This window comes from Pseudoalteromonas piscicida (genome assembly GCF_000238315.3).
GTDB classification, from domain to species: domain Bacteria; phylum Pseudomonadota; class Gammaproteobacteria; order Enterobacterales; family Alteromonadaceae; genus Pseudoalteromonas; species Pseudoalteromonas piscicida.
Genome location: NZ_CP011925.1, coordinates 1104462 through 1123908 on the forward strand (window position 1 = coordinate 1104462; position 19447 = coordinate 1123908).

Annotated in this window: 16 protein-coding genes; 7 read left to right on the forward strand and 9 right to left on the reverse strand. The window is 43.5% G+C overall.

Features of this window, described 5'->3' with window-relative positions; genetic code table 11:
* The first annotated feature begins 64 nt into the window (after positions 1-64).
* The 4 genes from PPIS_RS24215 to PPIS_RS24230 all read left to right on the forward strand — a co-directional run bounded on the left by PPIS_RS24215 (position 65) and on the right by PPIS_RS24230 (position 5327).
* Positions 65-952: a LysR family transcriptional regulator gene (locus tag PPIS_RS24215; RefSeq protein ID WP_010377231.1), complete on the forward strand. Its 888-nt coding sequence runs from the start codon at positions 65-67 to the stop codon at positions 950-952.
* A gap of 102 nt (positions 953-1054) precedes the next feature.
* Complete coding sequence (locus PPIS_RS24220) at positions 1055-2161, forward strand: alkene reductase (protein WP_010377229.1); 1107 nt, start codon at positions 1055-1057, stop codon at positions 2159-2161.
* A 321-nt stretch (positions 2162-2482) separates the two neighbouring features.
* A complete protein-coding gene (locus PPIS_RS24225; RefSeq protein WP_248694208.1) occupies positions 2483-4285 on the forward strand; it encodes an alpha/beta hydrolase family protein in 1803 nt (600 codons plus the stop codon).
* Positions 4286-4382: 97 nt separating this feature from the next.
* Positions 4383-5327, forward strand: a complete 945-nt coding sequence (locus PPIS_RS24230; RefSeq protein ID WP_010377225.1) for a hypothetical protein — start codon at positions 4383-4385, stop codon at positions 5325-5327.
* 62 nt (positions 5328-5389) lie between these two features.
* On the opposite strand, the gene PPIS_RS24235 is transcribed toward PPIS_RS24230, so the two are convergent.
* Both PPIS_RS24235 and PPIS_RS24240 read right to left on the reverse strand, forming a co-directional pair.
* Positions 5390-7096: an alkaline phosphatase D family protein gene (locus PPIS_RS24235; protein ID WP_010377223.1), complete on the reverse strand. Its 1707-nt coding sequence runs from the start codon at positions 7094-7096 to the stop codon at positions 5390-5392.
* A gap of 106 nt (positions 7097-7202) precedes the next feature.
* The gene (locus PPIS_RS24240) at positions 7203-8126 is read right to left on the reverse strand and encodes a sensor domain-containing diguanylate cyclase (protein ID WP_010377220.1); all 924 of its coding nucleotides are present in this window, start codon (positions 8124-8126) and stop codon (positions 7203-7205) included.
* 203 nt (positions 8127-8329) lie between these two features.
* On the opposite strand from PPIS_RS24240, the gene PPIS_RS24245 reads away from it, so the two are divergent.
* The 3 genes from PPIS_RS24245 to PPIS_RS24255 all read left to right on the forward strand — a co-directional run bounded on the left by PPIS_RS24245 (position 8330) and on the right by PPIS_RS24255 (position 13190).
* Complete coding sequence (locus PPIS_RS24245; RefSeq protein WP_010377218.1) at positions 8330-9505, forward strand: efflux RND transporter periplasmic adaptor subunit; 1176 nt, start codon at positions 8330-8332, stop codon at positions 9503-9505.
* A 51-nt stretch (positions 9506-9556) separates the two neighbouring features.
* Complete coding sequence (locus PPIS_RS24250) at positions 9557-12682, forward strand: efflux RND transporter permease subunit (protein WP_021032545.1); 3126 nt, start codon at positions 9557-9559, stop codon at positions 12680-12682.
* A gap of 139 nt (positions 12683-12821) precedes the next feature.
* On the forward strand, positions 12822-13190 hold the full coding sequence (locus PPIS_RS24255; RefSeq protein ID WP_010377215.1) for an MliC family protein: 369 nt from the start codon (positions 12822-12824) through the stop codon (positions 13188-13190).
* Positions 13191-13242: 52 nt separating this feature from the next.
* Here PPIS_RS24255 and PPIS_RS24260 read toward each other — a convergent pair whose 3' ends face one another.
* The 7 genes from PPIS_RS24260 to PPIS_RS24290 all read right to left on the reverse strand — a co-directional run bounded on the left by PPIS_RS24260 (position 13243) and on the right by PPIS_RS24290 (position 19446).
* Positions 13243-13671, reverse strand: a complete 429-nt coding sequence (locus PPIS_RS24260; protein WP_010377213.1) for a hypothetical protein — start codon at positions 13669-13671, stop codon at positions 13243-13245.
* Between the two features lie 101 nt (positions 13672-13772).
* Complete coding sequence (gene secF / locus PPIS_RS24265; RefSeq protein WP_010377211.1) at positions 13773-14684, reverse strand: protein translocase subunit SecF; 912 nt, start codon at positions 14682-14684, stop codon at positions 13773-13775.
* Position 14685: 1 nt separating this feature from the next.
* The gene (gene secD, locus PPIS_RS24270; RefSeq protein WP_010377208.1) at positions 14686-16518 is read right to left on the reverse strand and encodes a protein translocase subunit SecD; all 1833 of its coding nucleotides are present in this window, start codon (positions 16516-16518) and stop codon (positions 14686-14688) included.
* A 118-nt stretch (positions 16519-16636) separates the two neighbouring features.
* Positions 16637-17113 carry a hypothetical protein gene (locus tag PPIS_RS24275; protein ID WP_010377206.1) on the reverse strand — a complete coding sequence of 159 codons (477 nt, stop codon included), beginning with the start codon at positions 17111-17113 and terminating at the stop codon, positions 16637-16639.
* A gap of 144 nt (positions 17114-17257) precedes the next feature.
* The gene (locus PPIS_RS24280) at positions 17258-17533 is read right to left on the reverse strand and encodes an HU family DNA-binding protein (protein ID WP_010377204.1); all 276 of its coding nucleotides are present in this window, start codon (positions 17531-17533) and stop codon (positions 17258-17260) included.
* Between the two features lie 154 nt (positions 17534-17687).
* Positions 17688-18212 (reverse strand): DUF2878 family protein, encoded by a 525-nt coding sequence (locus PPIS_RS24285; protein WP_010377201.1) that lies wholly within the window; start codon positions 18210-18212, stop codon positions 17688-17690.
* The gene (locus PPIS_RS24290; protein WP_010377199.1) at positions 18184-19446 is read right to left on the reverse strand and encodes an SAM-dependent methyltransferase; all 1263 of its coding nucleotides are present in this window, start codon (positions 19444-19446) and stop codon (positions 18184-18186) included. The genes PPIS_RS24285 and PPIS_RS24290 overlap by 29 nt, the downstream gene beginning before the upstream one ends.
* Between the last annotated feature and the right edge of the window lies 1 nt (position 19447).

Here is a 19447-nt window from a genome sequence, read left to right on the forward strand (position 1 = left end):
TTTTTATTTGCAAAAAATAGCGAAAATGACAAAATACTTTTGTAGAAAATGAAAAGGAATACGCATGACCGTCAGCTCAAAAACCGAAGATCTTGAAGCTTTTATCTGTGTTGTCGATACTGGCAGTTTTTCCGCTGCAGCAAATCTGATGGACGAACAAGTTGCAAAGGTCTCAAGAGCAGTAACTCGATTAGAAAAGTCCCTGTCTGTAACCCTATTCAATCGAACGACTCGACGGATAGAGTTAACCGAAGAAGGAGAGCTATTTTTACACTATGCGCGGCAGGCACTTAATACCATAGAGCAAGGCGAAGAGGCGTTAAGGCTTTTACGATTTTCACCGGCAGGTAAATTAAGAGTTGATGCTGCAAGTCCTTTCGTTTTTCATCAGCTTACGCCTATATTAAAAGGTTTTAATGAGGCCTTTCCCGATATTACTTTGGAAATAACGAGTCATGACAGCATCATCGATTTGCTAGAGCATAAAACCGATATCGCAATACGAATTGGTGACTTAGCTGACTCTAATCTTCATGCGCGTTTGCTAGGCCGCAGTAAACTTCATCTTGTAGCCAGCCCTGACTATTTAAGTAAATTTGTAGGTAATGAATCACGGATTGATCTTCCACATCATAACTTGATAGGTTTTACCGATGCCCCACATCTCAACGTCTGGCCTTTACAAAGTCCGCAACAACTCAAGTTTTCCATTAGCGCATCCAGCGGTGAGACCGTGAGGCAATTGTGTATTGCAGGCCATGGCATTGCACTGCTATCTAACTTTATGGTGAGGCAAGATATAAAAGCCGGAAGACTTGTTGAAGTGTTTACCGAACAAATTATTTCGCCAAATCGCAGAGAAGCAGTACAAGCAGTGTATTATCAAAATAGTGGTGTATCCTCTCGGATTTCGGCATTTCTAGACTACATTGCGCCTAGGCTCACGTTATAGTTTTTTCATTTTTTACAAATATATTTTGTATTTATTGCGGTTAATGAAAATATTTTAAATCGTTAAGCTTCTCATAGTGAAAATAAACGTTGAGGAGGCCAAATGGCTGATTTATTTGAGTCGATTAACTTAGCAGGTAAAACACTGAGCAATCGTATCGTGATGCCACCTATGACCCGCTCGCGGGCAAGTCAACCCGGGGATATCCCTAACAATTTGATGGCAACCTATTACGCTCAGCGTGCAACCGCTGGTTTAATTATCAGTGAAGGGACACAAATATCGCAACTCGGTAAGGGATATGCTTGGACACCGGGGATCTATTCAGACGCCCAAGTTGCTGGCTGGAAACAAGTCACAAAACAAGTGCATGATGCAGGCGGTGTTATGTTTGCGCAGCTTTGGCATGTTGGGCGAGTATCACACCAAAGTAATACCGGTGGGCTTCAGCCGATTTCAGCTTCAGCAATTCAAGCTCAGGGTGTGAAAGTTTTCATCGATGAAAATGATTCCCCTGATTTTATTCAAGCTCAAACACCTAGAGCAATGACCCAAGCAGACATCAATAATGTTATTAACGAATATCGACACGCTGCACGCAACGCGATGCAAGCAGGATTTGATGGAATTGAACTGCATGCAGCGAATGGTTATTTGATTAATCAATTTTTAGACTCTCACTCGAATCAAAGGACTGATGGCTATGGTGGCTCTCTTAATAACCGCATTCGCTTTTTGCGTGAAGTCGTAACGGCGGTGAGTGAAGAAATAGGCAGTGACAAAGTGGGCGTTAGACTTGCGCCGCTTACTACCTTAAATGGTACAGTAGATGAAAACCCTGAGCAGACATACCTCGCGGTAATTAAACAGCTAAATGCGCACAACGTATGCTATGTACACATCGCAGAAGCGGATTGGGAAGACGCGCCAGATATGCCTCTGAAATTTAAATACGCAATTAGAGAGGCATTTAATGGCGTGTTAATTTATGCCGGAAAGTATACGAAAGCGCGCGCCCAACAAGCTCTTAATGAAGGTTGGGCTGATATGATTGGGTTTGGTCGTCCTTTTATCTCAAACCCTGATTTGCCCTACAGACTGGCAAATGACTTGTACTTAAACGAACATCAGCCTGATACATTATTTGGTGGTAGCGAACAAGGTTATACCGATTACAAAATTCACGCCTCAAATCCAATAAACGTATAGTAGACTAAAAGTTAGTTTCGATCTGCGTACGCATTAACTGGTGTGTACGCAGCTTTCATTTCAACGGCGTTAAGGTGAGAGCAATGTAGCGAACTTTTGCTCTCACTTTTCCTAAATTATCGCTAATGATAGTGTATGCCAAAGCATATAGATTGGAGTTTAGCCTCAAAATAGGGAATAATGTCGCCAAATTAAATACACATAAAACATTCTACATCTTATCTAAAAATGAAAAATATAATTCTATTTGCTATTGCACTTTTGTGCACTAGCTCTGCTAACGCCCAGTTACCTATTGAAAGTTACGCGCAACTCCCTAATATGAGTAAAGTTTCACTCTCACCCAGTGGTAAGGCCGTTGCGTATTTACAAAATTATGAAGGAAATCTCGTTCTTACTGTTCATGACCTAAAAACGCATAAAAAAAACTATATATTGCAAACTGATAATAAAACGATAGCACTTGGTTGGTATGATTGGGCCAGCGATGACATGCTCTTATTTGGTGCTAATTACACCAAAGTTCAGCGCGGCGTAAAGTACACATCATCTCGTTTATTTAAATTTGATTTAAAAAACCCTACGGATGAATTGGTTCAAATCAACCGTGCTTATCGCAATGAAATTTCTGCGCAATTTCAAGATGGTGTAATTAGCATACTGCCAGAACAACCAAACAAGATATTGGTACAAACTGACTTTGATATGGCAAACAAGCCGAGCGTTTATATCTTAGACATAGCTAAAGATAGACGCGAGAAAGTTGTTCGAGCAAGAACGAAAATCTCCAGTTGGATAGCCGATCAACAAGGTAATGTAAGAATAGGTTACGGGTTTGAAGGGATCCGAGCTTATTATATGCTCTATGATAACAAAACGAAGGATCTAACTGATTTCTACACTTTTCAGGCTCGTGGCCCGGAAGCTATCCATATTCTGGGATTTGATAAAGATCCAAATATTATTTACCTCACCGCACTTCATAATGGTAAAAATGCGCTGTTTAAAGCAGACATTACTAAGCGCCCGCTTTTACCTCAGCTTATTTTCTCCGATCCAGACTATGATTTTGATGGCAGTATCATTTATTCACACGACGGTAGAGCCATAGGCTTCAGCCATTCCAATCTTGATAACTCGAGAGTCTATTGGGACGAAGACCGCAAACTCCTACAACGCTCACTCAAGGCGGCATTACCAAGCTACGACACCGTTGTAATAAGTATGAGCGCGGATAATAAAAAATACATTGCGTACGGCGATTCTGACCAAGACTCTGGTACGTACCTGATTGGTGACAGAGAAACCAGCTCTTTAGCGGGGTTAGGACGTTTATATCCAGATATTACTGGTGACAATTATTTGGGCAAACAAAGGGTGTCGTTTAAAGCGCGTGACGGCCTTGAAATTGAAGGTTACTTAACCCTACCTAAAGCATTCGATGCGGCTGCTCCCACAATCATCTTTCCACACGGTGGACCATACTCTCGCGACTACGCTGGCTTTGATTACTGGTCTGAATTATTGGCAAGCCGAGGCTTTGTGGTTTTCCAACCTAACTTTAGGGGCTCTTTTGGTTATGGTTTTGACTTCTTTAATGAAGCAAATCAAGGTTGGGGAGGAAAGATGCAAGATGACTTACAAGATGCGGCAAACTGGTTGGTTGCAGAAAAGTATGCACTCAAAAATAAAATTTGTATAGGTGGTGCAAGTTACGGCGGCTATGCAGCACTAATGGCTGTGGTAAAACATCCTGAAACGTTTCAATGTGCAGCAAGTTTTGCCGGTGTTACAGACTTAGAATCGATAGTCAGTCGTGCGCGCTTTTTCACAAACAAAGAGCTTGTTCGTGACCAATTTGGACAAGATACTGATAAACTTGAGGCACAATCTCCTGTTAACTACGCTAAGCAGATTAACCGCCCCGTGTTAATTATTCATGGTGATGACGATAAAGTCGTGCCTGTGAATCATAGTCGTGACATGGCAGATGAACTTGAAGATCATGACAAGAAGTTCAAATACATAGAGCTCGAGGATGGGAATCATCATCTGAGTTATCAAGCACATAGAGTGAAGACGCTCACTGAGTTTTTAGCTTTTTTCGAAAAACATCTTAAGTAGCAAAGCGCCGCAATTAGCGGCGCTTTTTATTGAGAGAGCAACTTCTTCTGTCACAGAGTTGATGTATGATAGGGGGCTAACATAAAGGAGAATTATTGTGCAGCTCGTTAAATTATTCACCATAGCATTGATGCCTATGCTCAGTGTATTTCAGGCCTCGGCAACGTCATTTTTAGTCTTTGGTGATATGCCCTATTCGGAGATAGACAGAGGCATGCTGATGCCAAATGGTGCACTGCATGAAAAGGTAAACAATACACAGCATGATTTTATGGTGCACGTAGGTGATATGAAATCCGGTGCTGAGCCCTGTACAGACCAGCTGCTTAAAGATAATTATGCCCTGATCTCAAGTGTGAGTAGCCAACCTTTTGTATTCACGCCCGGCGACAATGATTGGACTGACTGTGACCGCGAAACTCTGAACCCTAGGTTTGATGAGTTAGAAAGATTGGATTTCATCCGTAAACACTTTGCGGTGCAAATACCAGACCTTCCAAAGTTTAAACGTCAGCAAACAGTACCTGAAAATCAATCTTGGATAGTGGATGATGTGCAGTTTTTAACTTTGCATGTACCTGGTACCAACAATGGTCGCAGACAAATCTTATTATCCGATAAGAAAGTAGTGCACGAAGAGTCCCATCGTCGTGATGTAGAGAATATTAAGTGGTTGGATAGCTTGCTGACGCCAAGCCATAAAGCTGCGGTGATATTTCTACAAGCTGACCTCTATCAAAAAGAGAAGCACTCAGGACGTTGTGATAAAAGCTCAAAAGCTAAGTGCGATGGTTATCAGTTATATCGAGAGACACTTGCAGAATATGCGGCTCAACTCAGTTATCCGTTGCTGTTGATACATGGAGATACGGGAGAGTTTTGCTTTTCTGAACAGTCAAAGAATTTATGGCGTCTTAACGCCCCAGGAGACTTTCAATATTTAGATATTGCAAAGGTTAAAGTTAAGGGAGGTAAAAAGAAGCCATTTATGGTAACACCGCTTCTTTCGCAAGATAAAATAGCTAAATGCAAGGGGCTGTAAAGCCCCTTTACACACTTTTTACTAAGCTGTACATAAAGCGTAGCGCGAATAGCTTGCCGTACCTACAGAATAAGCTCGCGCTGTTTATTGTGACTTTCAAACTGCTCTTGCTTAACTGTATTGACAAAATGCCACTCACTTTCCACCTTCTCTTTTGTAAAATTAAGCGTTAAATAACCACGCTGATGAATATTGGCATATTCAAGATCATCGACTAATAATTGCAATACCTCAGCGAATTGTAGCGCTTGCTCATCGCCTAATTGCAAGTAATGCTCAAGCCCCGGAGAGCTGACAGAAGCTGTAGCATACTCTTGACCACAAACAGCTCCGCTTGCATCGCAGAGTTTACCAGACCAGGCGTTGTGCGTATCTCCAGCAACGACTACTAAATTTTTATTGGCCGCTTTTGCTGTTTGTAAAATTACTTCTCGTTCAACCGGATAGCCGTCCCATGCATCCAAATTATAAGGTGCGGTAAACGTGACTCGTGCTTTTTCTTGTTCTGACAACGTTGAGTCACCAGCAAGCATTCTCCCCTTTATTTGAGCAAGCTCTGTTAATTGCGTCGACATTTGTGCAGAAGGGTTGGCAAGAGACATGAGCAGCTCGGCTGGGATCATCATTTTGGTCATCAATACTTGTTGCCCTAAGACTTGCCATTTCGCCGCAGATGTCTTTAAGTTATCTGTGAGCCAAGTCAATTGGTTTACGCCCAATAGCTGTTGTGAAGGCGCGGAGAGATCCGCCTGAAATCCGGCAAAATCCACTTGTCCTGTTGTAGGGTCAATATAATCTTGATAGTCGAGTGCTTTAGCGCGGCTCTCATGACGAGTATCTAGCATATAAAGTGATAACAAGTCGCCAAATTCAAATTTACGATAGAGGCTCTCAAGTTGATCCTTAACCATCGGACGCACAGGCATCCATTCATAGTAGGCTTGCAGTGCAGCAAGCTTTCGGGCTGTGTACTCCCCTTCTCCTTCGTTATGGTTTTCAGCGCCATCTATGTATGAGTCATTACATACTTCATGGTCATCCCATACCGCAATAAATGGCGTACTGGCGTGGAGAGCTTGCAGACCAAGGTCCGTACGATATTTTGCGTAGCGACGACGATAATCATTTAATGAAATAATCTCGCTCGCATTATCTGCATCCAGCCCTCGCCCCATGGCGTCGGCATTTTCAGTGGCATACCCACCCATACCATATTCGTATATGTAATCACCTAAATGCAACACCGCGTCTAAATCGCTGCGTTTTGCAGCTTCTGCGTAAACATGAAAGTAACCAGCCGGATAATTTGCACAAGACATGACTGCAAGTTTTACCTCAATTACATCGTTAACGGGCAAGGTTTTGCATTTACCTGTGGGGGAATGCGTTTCCTTAGTGACGAAGCGATAAAAGTAGCGGCTATTTGCAGTCAGGCCATTAAGATCTACTTTAACGGTGTAATCATTTTTTGCTAATGCGGCAAGTTGATGGCTTTGTAGTAAGACTCCAAAATCTTCAGACTCTGATACTTGTAGAGTGACATCCACACTGCTAGGTGTACCTTCAGGAGTGACTCGCGTCCACAGTATAACGCTGTCTGCTAAAGGGTCGCCACTTGCGACACCATGGTTAAATGCAATAGCAAAATCGTTGCTTGCAACCGCTTTACTATCACTGCTGCCGCAACCTACTAACGAAACGCTAATTGTTGCTGCGCCAACGCCCATTAATGCACTTTTAATAAAATCTCGACGGGTAAAACTTGCCATTATTATTGTTCCTTAACTGCAAAATGCGCCATATTGGGCGCACTTATCTACTACTTGAAGGAACTAGCTTAGTTAAGCATTATTACAATTTAACGATTGGTCTTAATTAGTGCGGATTTGGAACAACTCGATTTCTGCCACTGCTTTTGGCTTCTAGTAACATCGTATCTGCACGACGAATAATGCTTTCAACGCCAGACTCACCTGCGCCAAATTCAGCAACCCCAAATGAACTGGTAATATCGACCTCTTCACCGACCGCAATTTGAAATGATGCCTGCTCTATCATAATGCGCGCGCGCTCGGCGACTAATATTGCCCCCTCTAAGCCGGTATTCGGCAGTACCAGAGCAAATTCTTCTCCACCTAGTCGAGCTATTAAATCCGTGTCTCGTAACATTTCTGAGAGTAGCGAGCTTACATGAACCAGCACTATGTCCCCTGCTTCATGGCCAAATTGCTCGTTAATTGCACGGAAATTATCGAGGTCGGTCAATATCACACTAAATGGTGTTCTGTAACGTTCATATAACCTAATTTGACTGTCAATTTTATCGCTTAGCTGCCTACGACTGGCGACGCCCGTTAATGGATCAGTTTTGGTAATAAAATCAAGTTCTTTACGTAAGTGATCGAGTTCGCTATGCATTGCTTTTGTTGTGGTGATGTTATCTCCGTAGATAACAAAGGTATCATCTTGCAGCGAAAAACATCGTAATCTGAAGAACTCACCGCTTAAGGTATCAATTTCAATTTCTGGATAGTCTAATTCACAGCCGTTGCTTAAGCCTAAAAACCATTCCGTGAGTTCATCGCCGTCGATTCTGTCATCAAACGCATCGTCTGTTTGTGGGTCAAAGATATTACTCAGTGTACGCCCTGTTATGTGAGACGAGGGTTGTCCGATTAGCTTTGTCATTGCTTTATTACAAAATTCAAGAATCGACTTGTTGCTAACAATAGCAACTGCATCGTCACTTTTATTGAGCACGCCACTCAGTAGGGGTTGTAAATGGTTAGCGTTAGACATAATTCAATTCCGTTAGGCTTTTTGTTATTTTAAATCAATCGGGAAGATTTATCTTAGATCTCGCGCAAATCACACAAAAAAGACATTTTGATTTCGTTATTTACATCGATTGATTCTAGTTTGGCACCAATTATATTCCATTTCACTTATGTTTAATGCAACAAATGAAACGTATAGTTACCTCCATACACAAAGGAGGAACTATGTTAAAACCAACGCAACTAGCAACGATTATTTCTGCTTTGCTACTGCTAAGTGCATGTGGCGAAGCTGAGCAGGCAAGCAGTCAAACTCCGCCTCTTCAACCAATTGATGTAGCAGCAACACCGCAAATTAGTATTGCTGATTGGCACACCTATACAACACGCCTCTCTTCTCCAAACGAAGTCGCACTTCGCGCTCGGGTCACAGGTGTTATCAGCTCGGTAAACTTCAAAGAAGGAGATACGGTGCACCAAGGCGATGTTTTATTTGAGCTGGACGATAGAACTTTCTTGGCTGAGGTTGCCAGCCTTGCCGCACAAGTGAAACGTGCCGAAGCAGCCCTTTCGCAAGCAAAAAGTGAGTCAGCGCGTGCGCTTCGTTTAAGCAAGCAAAAAGCGATTTCAACCGAAGAAGTCGATGCCCGTGTTTCGCTTACCGCACAGCGTGAAGCCGAACTAGATGCACTTCGCGCTTCATATAAAGCAGCTCAGTTAAACTTAGAGTTTAGCAAGATCACAGCACCAATCAGCGGTAAAATTTCATTTGCAGAGGTCACTCAAGGTAACACCATTAGAGCAAACGACACTTTGCTCACTACGATAGTCGCAACCGACAAGATGTATGCGTACTTTGATATCGACGAGCGCACTTGGAATAGCCAGTTTGCATCAGTGACGGAAGGTGAGCCGCTTCCTGTGAAATTACAGCTATTGGGCCGTGAGTCACAGCCAGTCATGGGTGAGCTAGACTTTATTGACAACGCCATTGATGAACACTCCGGAACCCTAAAAGTACGCGCTTCTTTTGATAATCACAGTGGACAATTACGACCTGGCTCGTTTGCGCGAGTGAGTCTTTCATCCGGTGAGCAAAACGATCGAGTATTAATTCCAGACCGCGCAGTGGGTACAGATCTTAAAAATCGTTTTGTTCTTGTCGTCAACGACGCTAATACACTTGAATATCGTCTGATCACACTGGGTAACCGCTATGGCGAATTTCGTGCTGTTGAGTCGGGTTTAGCCGCAGGAGAGCGTATCGCTGTTAATGGTCCTGCGCGTGTAGGACCAGGCATGCCGATAAGCCCAAATTCCGTGACGCTTACCTTGCCAGATAACATTGCCACAGAAGTGGTTGCGATGACGCCAAGCGATTCTTCACAAGGATTAAACTAATAATGAAATTTTCCCATTTTTTTCATTAAGCGCCCTATTTTTGCGGCGATGATGTCGCTCGTGATATTAATCGCAGGGGCCATTTCCCTATTTCAGCTTCCCGTGAGCGAGTATCCAGAGGTGGTGCCGCCGACGGTTGTGGTATCTGCAACCTATCCCGGTGCAAACCCAAAAGTCATTGCTGAAACCGTTGCAACGCCACTTGAGCAAGAGATCAATGGTGTTGAGAACATGCTGTATATGTTTTCTCAAGCAACCAGTGATGGTCGTTTAACGCTTACCGTGACTTTTGCACTTGGCACTGACCTTGACCGTGCCCAAGTTCAAGTGCAAAACCGTGTAAATAGCGCTATTCCAAGGTTACCGCAAGAAGTACAACGTTTAGGGGTTGTGGCTGAGAAGGCGTCTCCAGATCTCACTATGGTGGTGCACTTGGTATCGCCAAGTGGCTCGCATGATACAAGCTACCTCTCTAACTATGCCGATATTTATGTCAAAGATCAGATTGCGCGTTTGCCGGGAGTGGGTGATGTAAAGCTATTCGGCGGCGGTAAATACGCGTTGCGGATATGGCTAAACCCCGAGCAATTGGCTGAAAGAAACTTAACCGCAAGCGATGTGGTCCGAGCAATCCAGCAACAAAACCGCCAAGTAGCAGCTGGCTCTTTAGGTGCTCAACCTACAACGAATGAAAATCAATTTCAAATTCTGTTAAACGTTAAAGGCCGTTTGGCAGATACCAGTGAATTTGACAATATTATTGTTAGCGTATCGAGCGATGGCGCGATCACTAGGCTCAAAGATATTGGTCGAGTTGAGCTTGGACAAGATAACTACGCATTAAGAGCGTTGCTAGATGGTAACGAAGCGGTGGCAATGCCGATTTTTCAGCGTCCTGGCTCTAATGCGATAGAGCTGTCGGATCAGGTGCGTGAAACCATGAAAGAGTTATCGACACGTTTTCCTGAAGGGGTTGAATACGATATCGTTTACGATCCGACAATCTTTGTTCGCGGCTCAATCGATGCGGTAATTTCGACATTATTAGAAGCCATTGTACTTGTGGTATTAGTCGTTATCTTATTCTTGCAAACATGGCGCGCTTCTATTATTCCGCTCGTGGCAGTGCCAGTATCGTTAGTTGGTACCTTTGCTGCAATGCAGTGGCTTGGTGTTTCTATCAATACTTTGTCGTTGTTCGGTTTGGTACTCGCAATCGGTATAGTGGTCGATGATGCCATCGTCGTGGTTGAAAACGTTGAGCGTAATATTGAAAACGGCCTTGCGCCCTTTGAAGCAACTAAACAAGCGATGTCAGAGGTGACAGGCCCTATTATAGCGATTGCATTGGTGCTTTGTGCGGTGTTTATTCCAACTGCTTTTATTACCGGCTTGTCAGGCCAGTTTTACAAACAGTTTGCCCTCACGATCACGATTTCGACGCTGATCTCGGCATTTAACTCATTAACATTATCACCAGCGCTAGCTGCACTACTATTAAAGCCGCACGGTGCTAAACCAGACAAACTCACAGTAGTGTTAGATAAATTGTTTGGTCAGTGGTTATTCAAACCGTTTAATCGCTTTTTTGATAAGGCAGCTCACGGTTATGTTGGACTAGTAAAAAAGCTTATTAGATTGAGCACCATTGTGTTGGTGGTTTATTTAGGGTTAATTTTTGCTACTACTAAGTTGTTTAGCACCATCCCTGGCGGCTTTATTCCACAACAGGACAAACAGTATCTTGTTGCGATTGCCCAACTGCCAGACGCTGCAAGTTTGGATAGAACAGAAGCCGTTGTACGTGAGATGGAACAAATTGCACTACAGACTCCAGGCGTTTTACATTCCGTGTCTTTCCCTGGGCTTTCAGTAAATGGTTTTACAAACAGCCCAAATAGCGGGATTGTATTTGTTGCCCTAGATAAATTTGAAAATCGTACGTCACCAGAGTTGTATGCGTCGTCAATCGCTGCGCAGCTTAATCAGAAGTTTGCCATCATAGATGAAGCGTTTGTCGCGGTTTTCCCACCGCCACCAATACAAGGGTTAGGCACCACTGGTGGTTTTAAACTGCAAATTGAAGATAGAGCAAACCTTGGCTTTGAGAAGCTATTCTCTGACTTACAAGCAGTGATCGCAAAAGCACAGCAGCAACCGGAGCTAATGGGACTGTACTCAAGCTTTAGGATCCAAGTACCACAAATGGACATTGATATCGACCGTGAGCAAGCAATGGTACAAGGCGTACCGCTCGAGGAAGTGTTTAATGCATTACAGATCTATTTAGGTTCAATGTACGTCAATGACTTTAACTTATTTGGCCGCACTTATCAGGTCACCGCTCAGGCTGACGCTAACTTTCGCTCAGATCCTGCACAGATTCTGTCTTACAAAGTAAGAAACAACTACGGTCAAATGGTGCCACTTGGCGCGGTACTCAAAGTCACGCCGACAACGGGACCTGATCGCGTTATGCACTATAACGGGTATCCTACTGCCGAGTTAAATGGCAGCCCTGCGCCCGGGTATTCTTCGGATCAAGCGCAAATGGCAATTGAAGCGGTGCTAAACGAAACGCTTAGCGAAGGCATGGCATTTGAGTGGACTGAAGTCACCTATCAGCAGATCCTCGCGGGTAACGTGATGGTGTATATCTTCCCACTGGTTGTACTCTTGGTGTTTATGGTTTTGGCATCGCAATACGAAAGCCTAAAGCTACCATTTGCAATCATTCTCATTGTGCCAATGACCATACTGTCAGCATTGGTTGGGGTGTGGCTAACTGGCGGCGATAATAATATCTTTACCCAGATTGCTCTTATTGTTTTGGTTGCTTTAGCGTGTAAAAATGCAATCCTAATGGTGGAATTTGCCAAAGAAGAGTACGAGCAAGGCAAGACTAATTTGGAGTCAATTATTGAGGCATGTAAACTACGTTTACGTCCTATTCTGATGACGTCGATTGCCTTTACCGCAGGGGTTGTACCTCTGGTACTTGCAACTGGTGCGGGTGCTGAAATGCGCGAAACTATGGGGATTGCAGTATTCTCAGGAATGATAGGGGTTACCTTATTTGGTCTATTGTTTACGCCTATTTTCTTTATGGCGATGACTAAGCGATTATACACGCCAAAAATACGCGAAGCGCAGAGTACCATTCCAGTAAACGACTAATAACTTGTAATCATGTTTAAAGGCCCATTGGGCCTTTTTTATGCTGCTTTTTATTGCCTTGTAACCACACTATTCACCTTAACTTCATCCGTTTACGCTAAATTATCAGATACCGTCTTTTTCTCGCCGGAGTCTGTTTATGAAATCTCAAATTGCCTTTGCTGTTTTAATTAGCGCTGTTCTCAGTGCATGTGGCGAGGACATCTCAAATCGTAAAATTGAGCTTAGTGAAACACTTAGCCGCTATCAATGTGATAATGATTCGATGATAAAGGTTGACTACAACGACAGTGATAAGGCAACTGTCCATTTTAACGAACAAGTGGTTAAGATGAAGATTGCTCGTTCAGCCAGCGGTGCAAAATATCAAGGTGATGGGTTTGTGTGGTGGACAAAAAATGACGAAGGTATGTTGCTTAGACAGGAAGAAGATAAAAACAACCGCATCATCGCACGTTGCGAGATGCGGCCCAATGAGGCCTTAACAGTGAAGGCGCAATCAAACTGATTATAAATGCTCGTCCCAATAGGCAACGTCACTTATATAGAATTAGGATGTCTTATACCGACAACTTTTCAGGTGTAGCTAAAGTACTTTTTACAAACTCAATGGCAGCGCTTACATCAGCAAACAAAACTTGATCTAATGGCTCTGGCATGCCAATTTCTTTGCGCATTTTTTCAATCTGGCTTTTCGCAATTGCCGACTTCAACACATACGCAGCACTAATACAGCCTAACTGCAAACAGCGCTTTGCTGTGCTTACCAGTAACTTATAGGCTTCTGGTGTCGCAGCTATGGCCTTTTCTGAATAACTTATGTAACCCCATGTCGATGCGTGGATCTCAGTTCGGCATTGCTCTAATGCCCTAGAAAAATAATGGATCATAGACTCATTAATATTTCCTTCGAAACAGGCAAAGAGGATATTTTGTTCGGCCCAGAGGGTTACTTTCCCGCACCGAGTTTGATAACTATATTTTGACATTAATCCTTATCCGGCTCCTTTCGAAGTGCGGATTATACATCAGCACGACAAGGTTAAAAAAGAGCAATTGCTACTTTTTTAACCTAAATCTTATATAACGCTTATGGCTCAGCGAGTTGCTGTTTCGCTGCCTCAGATTCTTCTTTTAGGTAGTTGTTAAACGACAAGCCTAAAAACTGCGGTAAAGTTGCGCTAATTGCCAAGGAAGACAAAGTACCAATGAGAATGCCACAACACAACGCCATGGCAAAACTATTAAGTCCTGCGCCGCCTAACCACCATATCGCTATCACCGTTGTGAGCGTCGTTAATGAGGTGATAAGCGTGCGGCTCATTGAATCCTTTATCGCTTGGTCTATGGTATTGCCCACAGGACTGGTTTTCCACTGCTCTTCGAACAAAAGCTCTCTAACTCTGTCACCAATCACAATCGAATCGTTGAGTGAGTAACCAATAATCGCCAGCAGCGCTGCAAGCACGGTTAAGTCAAACTCTACTTGCGTTATTGCAAACAAACCTAGCGTCACAATCACATCATGAAAAAGTGCGATACTTGCAGAGACTGCCAAGCGCCACTCAAATCTAAACGCCAAGTAAATCAATACACTAAGTAATGCGAATATACCTGCAAGGCCACCTTGTTCGATTAACTCATTACCCACCTGCGCACCAAGATAACTGGCGTCTAATACGCTTGCTTGCCATTGTGTTTCAAGTCCTTCTATCCACTGTTTGACGTGTGCTTCATCGGTGGACTCAGAGGTTTGGAAAACTCGCCAGCTACCATCGTTTTGCAGATCAATTCGCGCATCTTGAACACCAAGCTCAGCTAGCTTGTTTTGCATTTCTGTTTGGCTCTTTTGCTTGGGTAAGTCGATAACCGTAACGTAACCGCCGGTAAAGTCTTGGCCTAATACAATGCCTTTTTGGGTGATGGCTATGAGACTTGCAAGGACAAGTAACAATCCAGAAATTAGCCCGACGAATCTTGCCTTTTGCGTTTTACTTGTCATTTTACTTTGCGCCTTTACGTGATTTTGAATAAAGAGATTCTGATAACATACCGGAGACGACCACACCGGCGAAAATACCGGTTACTATGCCCAGCGCCAAGGTGATCGCGAACCCTTTTACTGGTCCATAACCGATACCAAGTAGGATAAGAGCAGTTATCATCGTGGTTAAGTTAGCATCGATAATACTCGACATGGCTTGTTGATAACCTTGCTTTAATGCAGTAACCATCCCGATGCCTTTACGTCTTAATTCGCGAACTCGCTCAAAAATAATCACATTGGTGTCGACGGCCATACCGATAGTCAAAACTAGGCCCGCAATGCCGGGTAAGGTAAGCACAACACCAGGAAGCAGCGACATTAATCCAATCAGGCAAACTAAATTTACCAGTAATGAGGTAATGGCCACTGCACCTAGCTTGCGATACCATACTGCCATAAACAGCAAAGTTAGGCTTAGCCCTAACGCCAAAGCTTTAAAGCCGCTTTCAATATTCTTTTCGCCCAATGAAGGACCAATGGTTTGCTCTTTCACAATGGTGATTGGTGCGTCAAGAGAACCCGCCCGCAACAATAATGCTAACTCCTGTGCGCGTTCCATTGACTGCATATTGGTAATACTGAATCGGGTATTTAATACTTGTTGAATAGTGGCTACTGAAATCACTTCCGTTTTGCGCTTAATCTCTCCTTTTGTATCCGCGTAATATTCGCTGAATACGGTGGCCATTGGTTTACCAACATTGTTTCTAGAAAATCGGTTTATCTTTTCACCGCCTTGAGAAGATAAGAATAGTTGCACTAAAGGCTTTCCGTGTTCGTCTCTTCCTGCTGTTGCGGACTCTATTTCATCCCCGCCAAAAATGGCAACTGGGTCGACTGAAACCAAAGCGCCAGATTTATCCTTTAATTTTTGACCTCCTATTTCTTGTAATGCATGAAATGAAAGCTTTGCTGTTGCGCCGATAATACGTTTGGCTTGTTCTGGGTCTTGCACGCCAGGTAGTTCAATTCGTATATAATTAGTGCCTTGACGTTGCGTAACCGCTTCTGTGATCCCAAGTTCCTCAATACGCGAGCGTAAAGTAGACATCGCTTGGGTCATTAACTGCTTATCGAACTCTGCTTTTTTCGCTTCGGCAAAACGGAAATTCACTTTCGTTAAACTGCCTTGTTTATGAGTTGTACTGGTAAATTGTGGATAGAGCTCGCGCAGTGTCGCAGTAAGCGCAACGAGTTCATTTTGCCCTTGCGCTTTAGCAATGACCTCAACCTGCTCGCCACTGATAACTTGAGGAATAGACAGATTACGATAACGATTTTTGATCCGTAAACTATTGGCTTCGTCTGCGAGTGACTGCAGTTTATTTTGCGCCGCTTGTTGTGTGTCAACCTTGAGTACGAACAACACACCGCCGTCCAAGTCGAGTCCCAGCTTGATAGGTTTAAGTCCAGTGCTTTCTAACCACTGTGGCATTGTTGAAGCACTAACAACCTTAACACTTAGCTTAGAGTGAGACTCAGCCATATAAGCACGCGCTTCGGCGGTTAGCGTGCGGTTTTCAAGTTCAACTAAATAGCCACCTTGATGAGATTGGATTTGCTTGACCTTGAACCCCTCTCTTTCTAGCTGAGATTTAAGCTCAGGCAGCGACAGAGACACAGCCTCGTTACTACTTGCTTGAATTTGAATCAAATTCTTATTGGGATACAAGTTTGGTAGTGCACAAAGGAGCAACAGGAACACAATAAGCGCAGTAAAAAAGCGTTTTGCACGCGCGGTTGTACCACGAGGGGTTGATAGCCTCGTTGGCGAATTTATATCTTTCATATTTTTCTCATTATCTATCTGAGCGATACCGATTTGCTAACGAGTACTGGTCATACAGGCGTTAGGGTGCTGGTATCAAAAACTACTATTTGGGTGCTTTATTGGTAGTAGATAATGATTAAGAGGCGAAGTTGAGACTGCCTTTGAAGGTTAAGTTTGCCGGCTTACAGTTGTCGATAAAGCCATTATTTGGCCGAGTATCACACATATACCAAGGTACGGGTTTAGGTCTATTGATGTCATAGACTGATGCCGGTACATATTTTTCTGCTGCAAGCTCAAATACAAGCGCATATTCGGCTTGTTGTTTAGGATGTAGAAAATAACTAGGGTGACTAGTACGCTCGCGTTCCGGCAGTAGGCCCTTTTCGTGATGCGTGGTTTCACCACTGAGCTTAATTGGACTCGCAGGACTTGGCTTACTGGGTAACTGATTGGAGTCAGCGAGGCCCTTTTGGGTGATGTTTTCGAAGCTCGTGCTGTGCGTATCAGAAGTATGGGATAAGTGGTTATCAGGCGCTCCTGTCGCGCACGCAGCAGCTACCCATAACAACATGAGTAATGACATAACGGCGAAAAGGTTAGAACGCTTCATGAAAACTGATTAAACAACTTATTAGATAAAAATACGAGATTGGTGTGATAGTAGCAAATTCAAGATAGCGCTATCAAATATAATGAATATGAGAGGCATAAAAAAACCTCCAACTTGGGAGGTTTTTCTTGTCCAGCGAGTGGATTAAGGATTTACTTGGTCTTTTAGGCCTTTACCTGCTTTGAACGAAGGAATGTTCGCAGCTGGGATTTGGATTTCAGCGCCAGTTTGTGGGTTACGACCAGTACGCGCAGCGCGCTCTTTTACTGAGAATGTGCCAAAACCAACTAAAGCAACAGAACCGCCATCTTTTAGTGTGTTAGTTACTGCGCCAGTAAACGCTTCTAAAGCACGGGTTGCCGCTGCTTTTGAAATCTCTGCGTCTGCCGCCATCTTTTCAACTAGTTGAGCTTTATTCATTATTAGATTCCTATAACTTTATAATTTGCCTAAGCAAAACCTATGTTTATGCATTTTGCGTTTATGTGCAACCCCAAAATTGCGAAATTCGACGAAATATTTATTATTTTATTGCGTTTAGCCCCGAACCCTGTGGGTTTGTAATCAAACGCTATCAATTTGCTGGCAACTGCGCAAGCTTTGTACCCCATAAAATGCGATTAACACTCACTATCAGATAGAACCCCACACTCCACAGTGCGCCAAATGCTGGCCAGAAAATGTACCAAGGCATTGAGATAGAAACTACATCAAAGTTAGCTGCACCAAGATAGCTAGGTGGCGCGCAGACTAAAAATACCACTAATAATATCGGCGCTTTAAGCGTTAATAGTTTGGAAAGTGCATTATTTATTGTCAGCACCAATGCTATCCACAAAACCCAAAGCCAAAGCGGAAGTAATTCACTACCTTGGTAATTGATGAGCTGAGTTTTGACAGCAATCAATTCTATGCCCATTCCTATGGCGGAACCTACGAGTGCAAGCACTAAATTGAGACGCTTATTTTGATGCCCTGCGAGCATGACGAGACAGCCTACCAACATCAACCAAAGCGCGTCTGCTTGAAAAAATAATGCAGCAAACCAAATACTTTGGAAGAGTAGCGCGTTAGTAATCCAATGTTTGAGTACAGACATTTGACTGGTATCTTGGTTTTCTGGCGACTAAATGCACGGCACTAGTTGCTCTTTGTTTAAACGCCCCTTCGCAGTAGCATAAATAAAATTGCCAAAGGCGATAGAAGCGTTCATCGAAACGTTTACTATCGAGCGAAGGCCATGCTTTTTCAAACCGAACACGCCAGTCGTATAGCGTTCTGGCATAGTGCAGACCGATATCATGGAGTTCGTGGACAACCATATCGGTGGAATTTACGATTTGCTTGCTCATTTCACTCACGGAAGGAAGACAGCCGCCAGGGAAAATGTACTGCTGAATGAAATCCGATTGCTTGAGGTAATGTTGATAACGCTGGCAGGCGATGGTAATGGCCTGAATCAGCATCGCGCCCGTCGGTTTTAGCAAGTCGTTGCATTTTGCAAAAAAGCCCGACAAATATGCGTGTCCAACCGCTTCAATCATTTCAATAGACACCAGCTTGTCGTACTGGCCTTCCAATTCGCGATAATCTTTTTTTAGTAGTGTGATGTGCTGCTGCAACCCTTCTTTTTCAATCAGTGCTTTTACGTAGGCATACTGCTCTTCTGAAATAGTTGTCGTGGTTATATGGCAGCCGTAGTTTTTTGCAGCGTAAACTGCAAATGCGCCCCACCCGGTGCCAATCTCAACAACGTTGTCGGTTGGCTGAAGATCCAAGCGCTCGCAGATTGCGGCTAACTTATGTTGCTGCGCTTCTTCAAGCGATGCCTCCTTGGAGGGGTACACTGCGCTAGAGTACAGCATTTCTTCACTTAAAAATGATTCATACAGGTCATTACCAAGGTCGTAGTGGGCGACAATGTTACGCTTTGAGCCTTGTTTTGAGTTTTTGTTTTTAAGATGCTTTATCTTATTCGCAATGCCGGAGAAAAATGCAAACTTATTTTCAAAGGCATCCAGCTGATCTTGGTTTAGGACGAAGATCTCAATCAGTTTGGTTAAATCCGAACAACTCCAGTGACCAAGAATGTAAGATTCACCTGCTCCGACACTGCCGCCAAGCGCAAATAGCTTAAACATTTGCGCTGAATGAACATGAATATCAACGCTTAAACTTGTCTCTGACTCACCAAAACTGTATTTTTGGTCGCCTTCGACAAGTACCACTTTTCCGGTTTCTAAAGTGTTCAACGCGCCAAAGACGAGCTTTTTGTACAATCTATCGAATGTAGAAAGTGAAATTGAGGAGGATATTGTCGTGGTATTTTCCATC

Excerpts from the sequence above, each read along its gene's own strand:
- PPIS_RS24215 (WP_010377231.1), top strand. The coding sequence starts at position 65 with ATGACCGTCAGCTCAAAAACCGAAGATCTTGAAGCTTTTATCTGTGTT.
- PPIS_RS24220 (WP_010377229.1), top strand. The coding sequence starts at position 1,055 with ATGGCTGATTTATTTGAGTCGATTAACTTAGCAGGTAAAACACTGAGC.
- PPIS_RS24225 (WP_248694208.1), top strand. The coding sequence starts at position 2,483 with ATGAGTAAAGTTTCACTCTCACCCAGTGGTAAGGCCGTTGCGTATTTA.
- PPIS_RS24235 (WP_010377223.1), bottom strand. The coding sequence starts at position 7,096 with ATGGCAAGTTTTACCCGTCGAGATTTTATTAAAAGTGCATTAATGGGC.
- PPIS_RS24240 (WP_010377220.1), bottom strand. The coding sequence starts at position 8,126 with ATGTCTAACGCTAACCATTTACAACCCCTACTGAGTGGCGTGCTCAAT.
- PPIS_RS24245 (WP_010377218.1), top strand. The coding sequence starts at position 8,330 with ATGTTAAAACCAACGCAACTAGCAACGATTATTTCTGCTTTGCTACTG.
- PPIS_RS24250 (WP_021032545.1), top strand. The coding sequence starts at position 9,557 with ATGTCGCTCGTGATATTAATCGCAGGGGCCATTTCCCTATTTCAGCTT.
- PPIS_RS24255 (WP_010377215.1), top strand. The coding sequence starts at position 12,822 with ATGAAATCTCAAATTGCCTTTGCTGTTTTAATTAGCGCTGTTCTCAGT.
- PPIS_RS24260 (WP_010377213.1), bottom strand. The coding sequence starts at position 13,671 with ATGTCAAAATATAGTTATCAAACTCGGTGCGGGAAAGTAACCCTCTGG.
- secF (WP_010377211.1), bottom strand. The coding sequence starts at position 14,684 with ATGACAAGTAAAACGCAAAAGGCAAGATTCGTCGGGCTAATTTCTGGA.
- secD (WP_010377208.1), bottom strand. The coding sequence starts at position 16,518 with ATGAAAGATATAAATTCGCCAACGAGGCTATCAACCCCTCGTGGTACA.
- PPIS_RS24275 (WP_010377206.1), bottom strand. The coding sequence starts at position 17,113 with ATGAAGCGTTCTAACCTTTTCGCCGTTATGTCATTACTCATGTTGTTA.
- PPIS_RS24280 (WP_010377204.1), bottom strand. The coding sequence starts at position 17,533 with ATGAATAAAGCTCAACTAGTTGAAAAGATGGCGGCAGACGCAGAGATT.
- PPIS_RS24285 (WP_010377201.1), bottom strand. The coding sequence starts at position 18,212 with ATGTCTGTACTCAAACATTGGATTACTAACGCGCTACTCTTCCAAAGT.
- PPIS_RS24290 (WP_010377199.1), bottom strand. The coding sequence starts at position 19,446 with ATGGAAAATACCACGACAATATCCTCCTCAATTTCACTTTCTACATTC.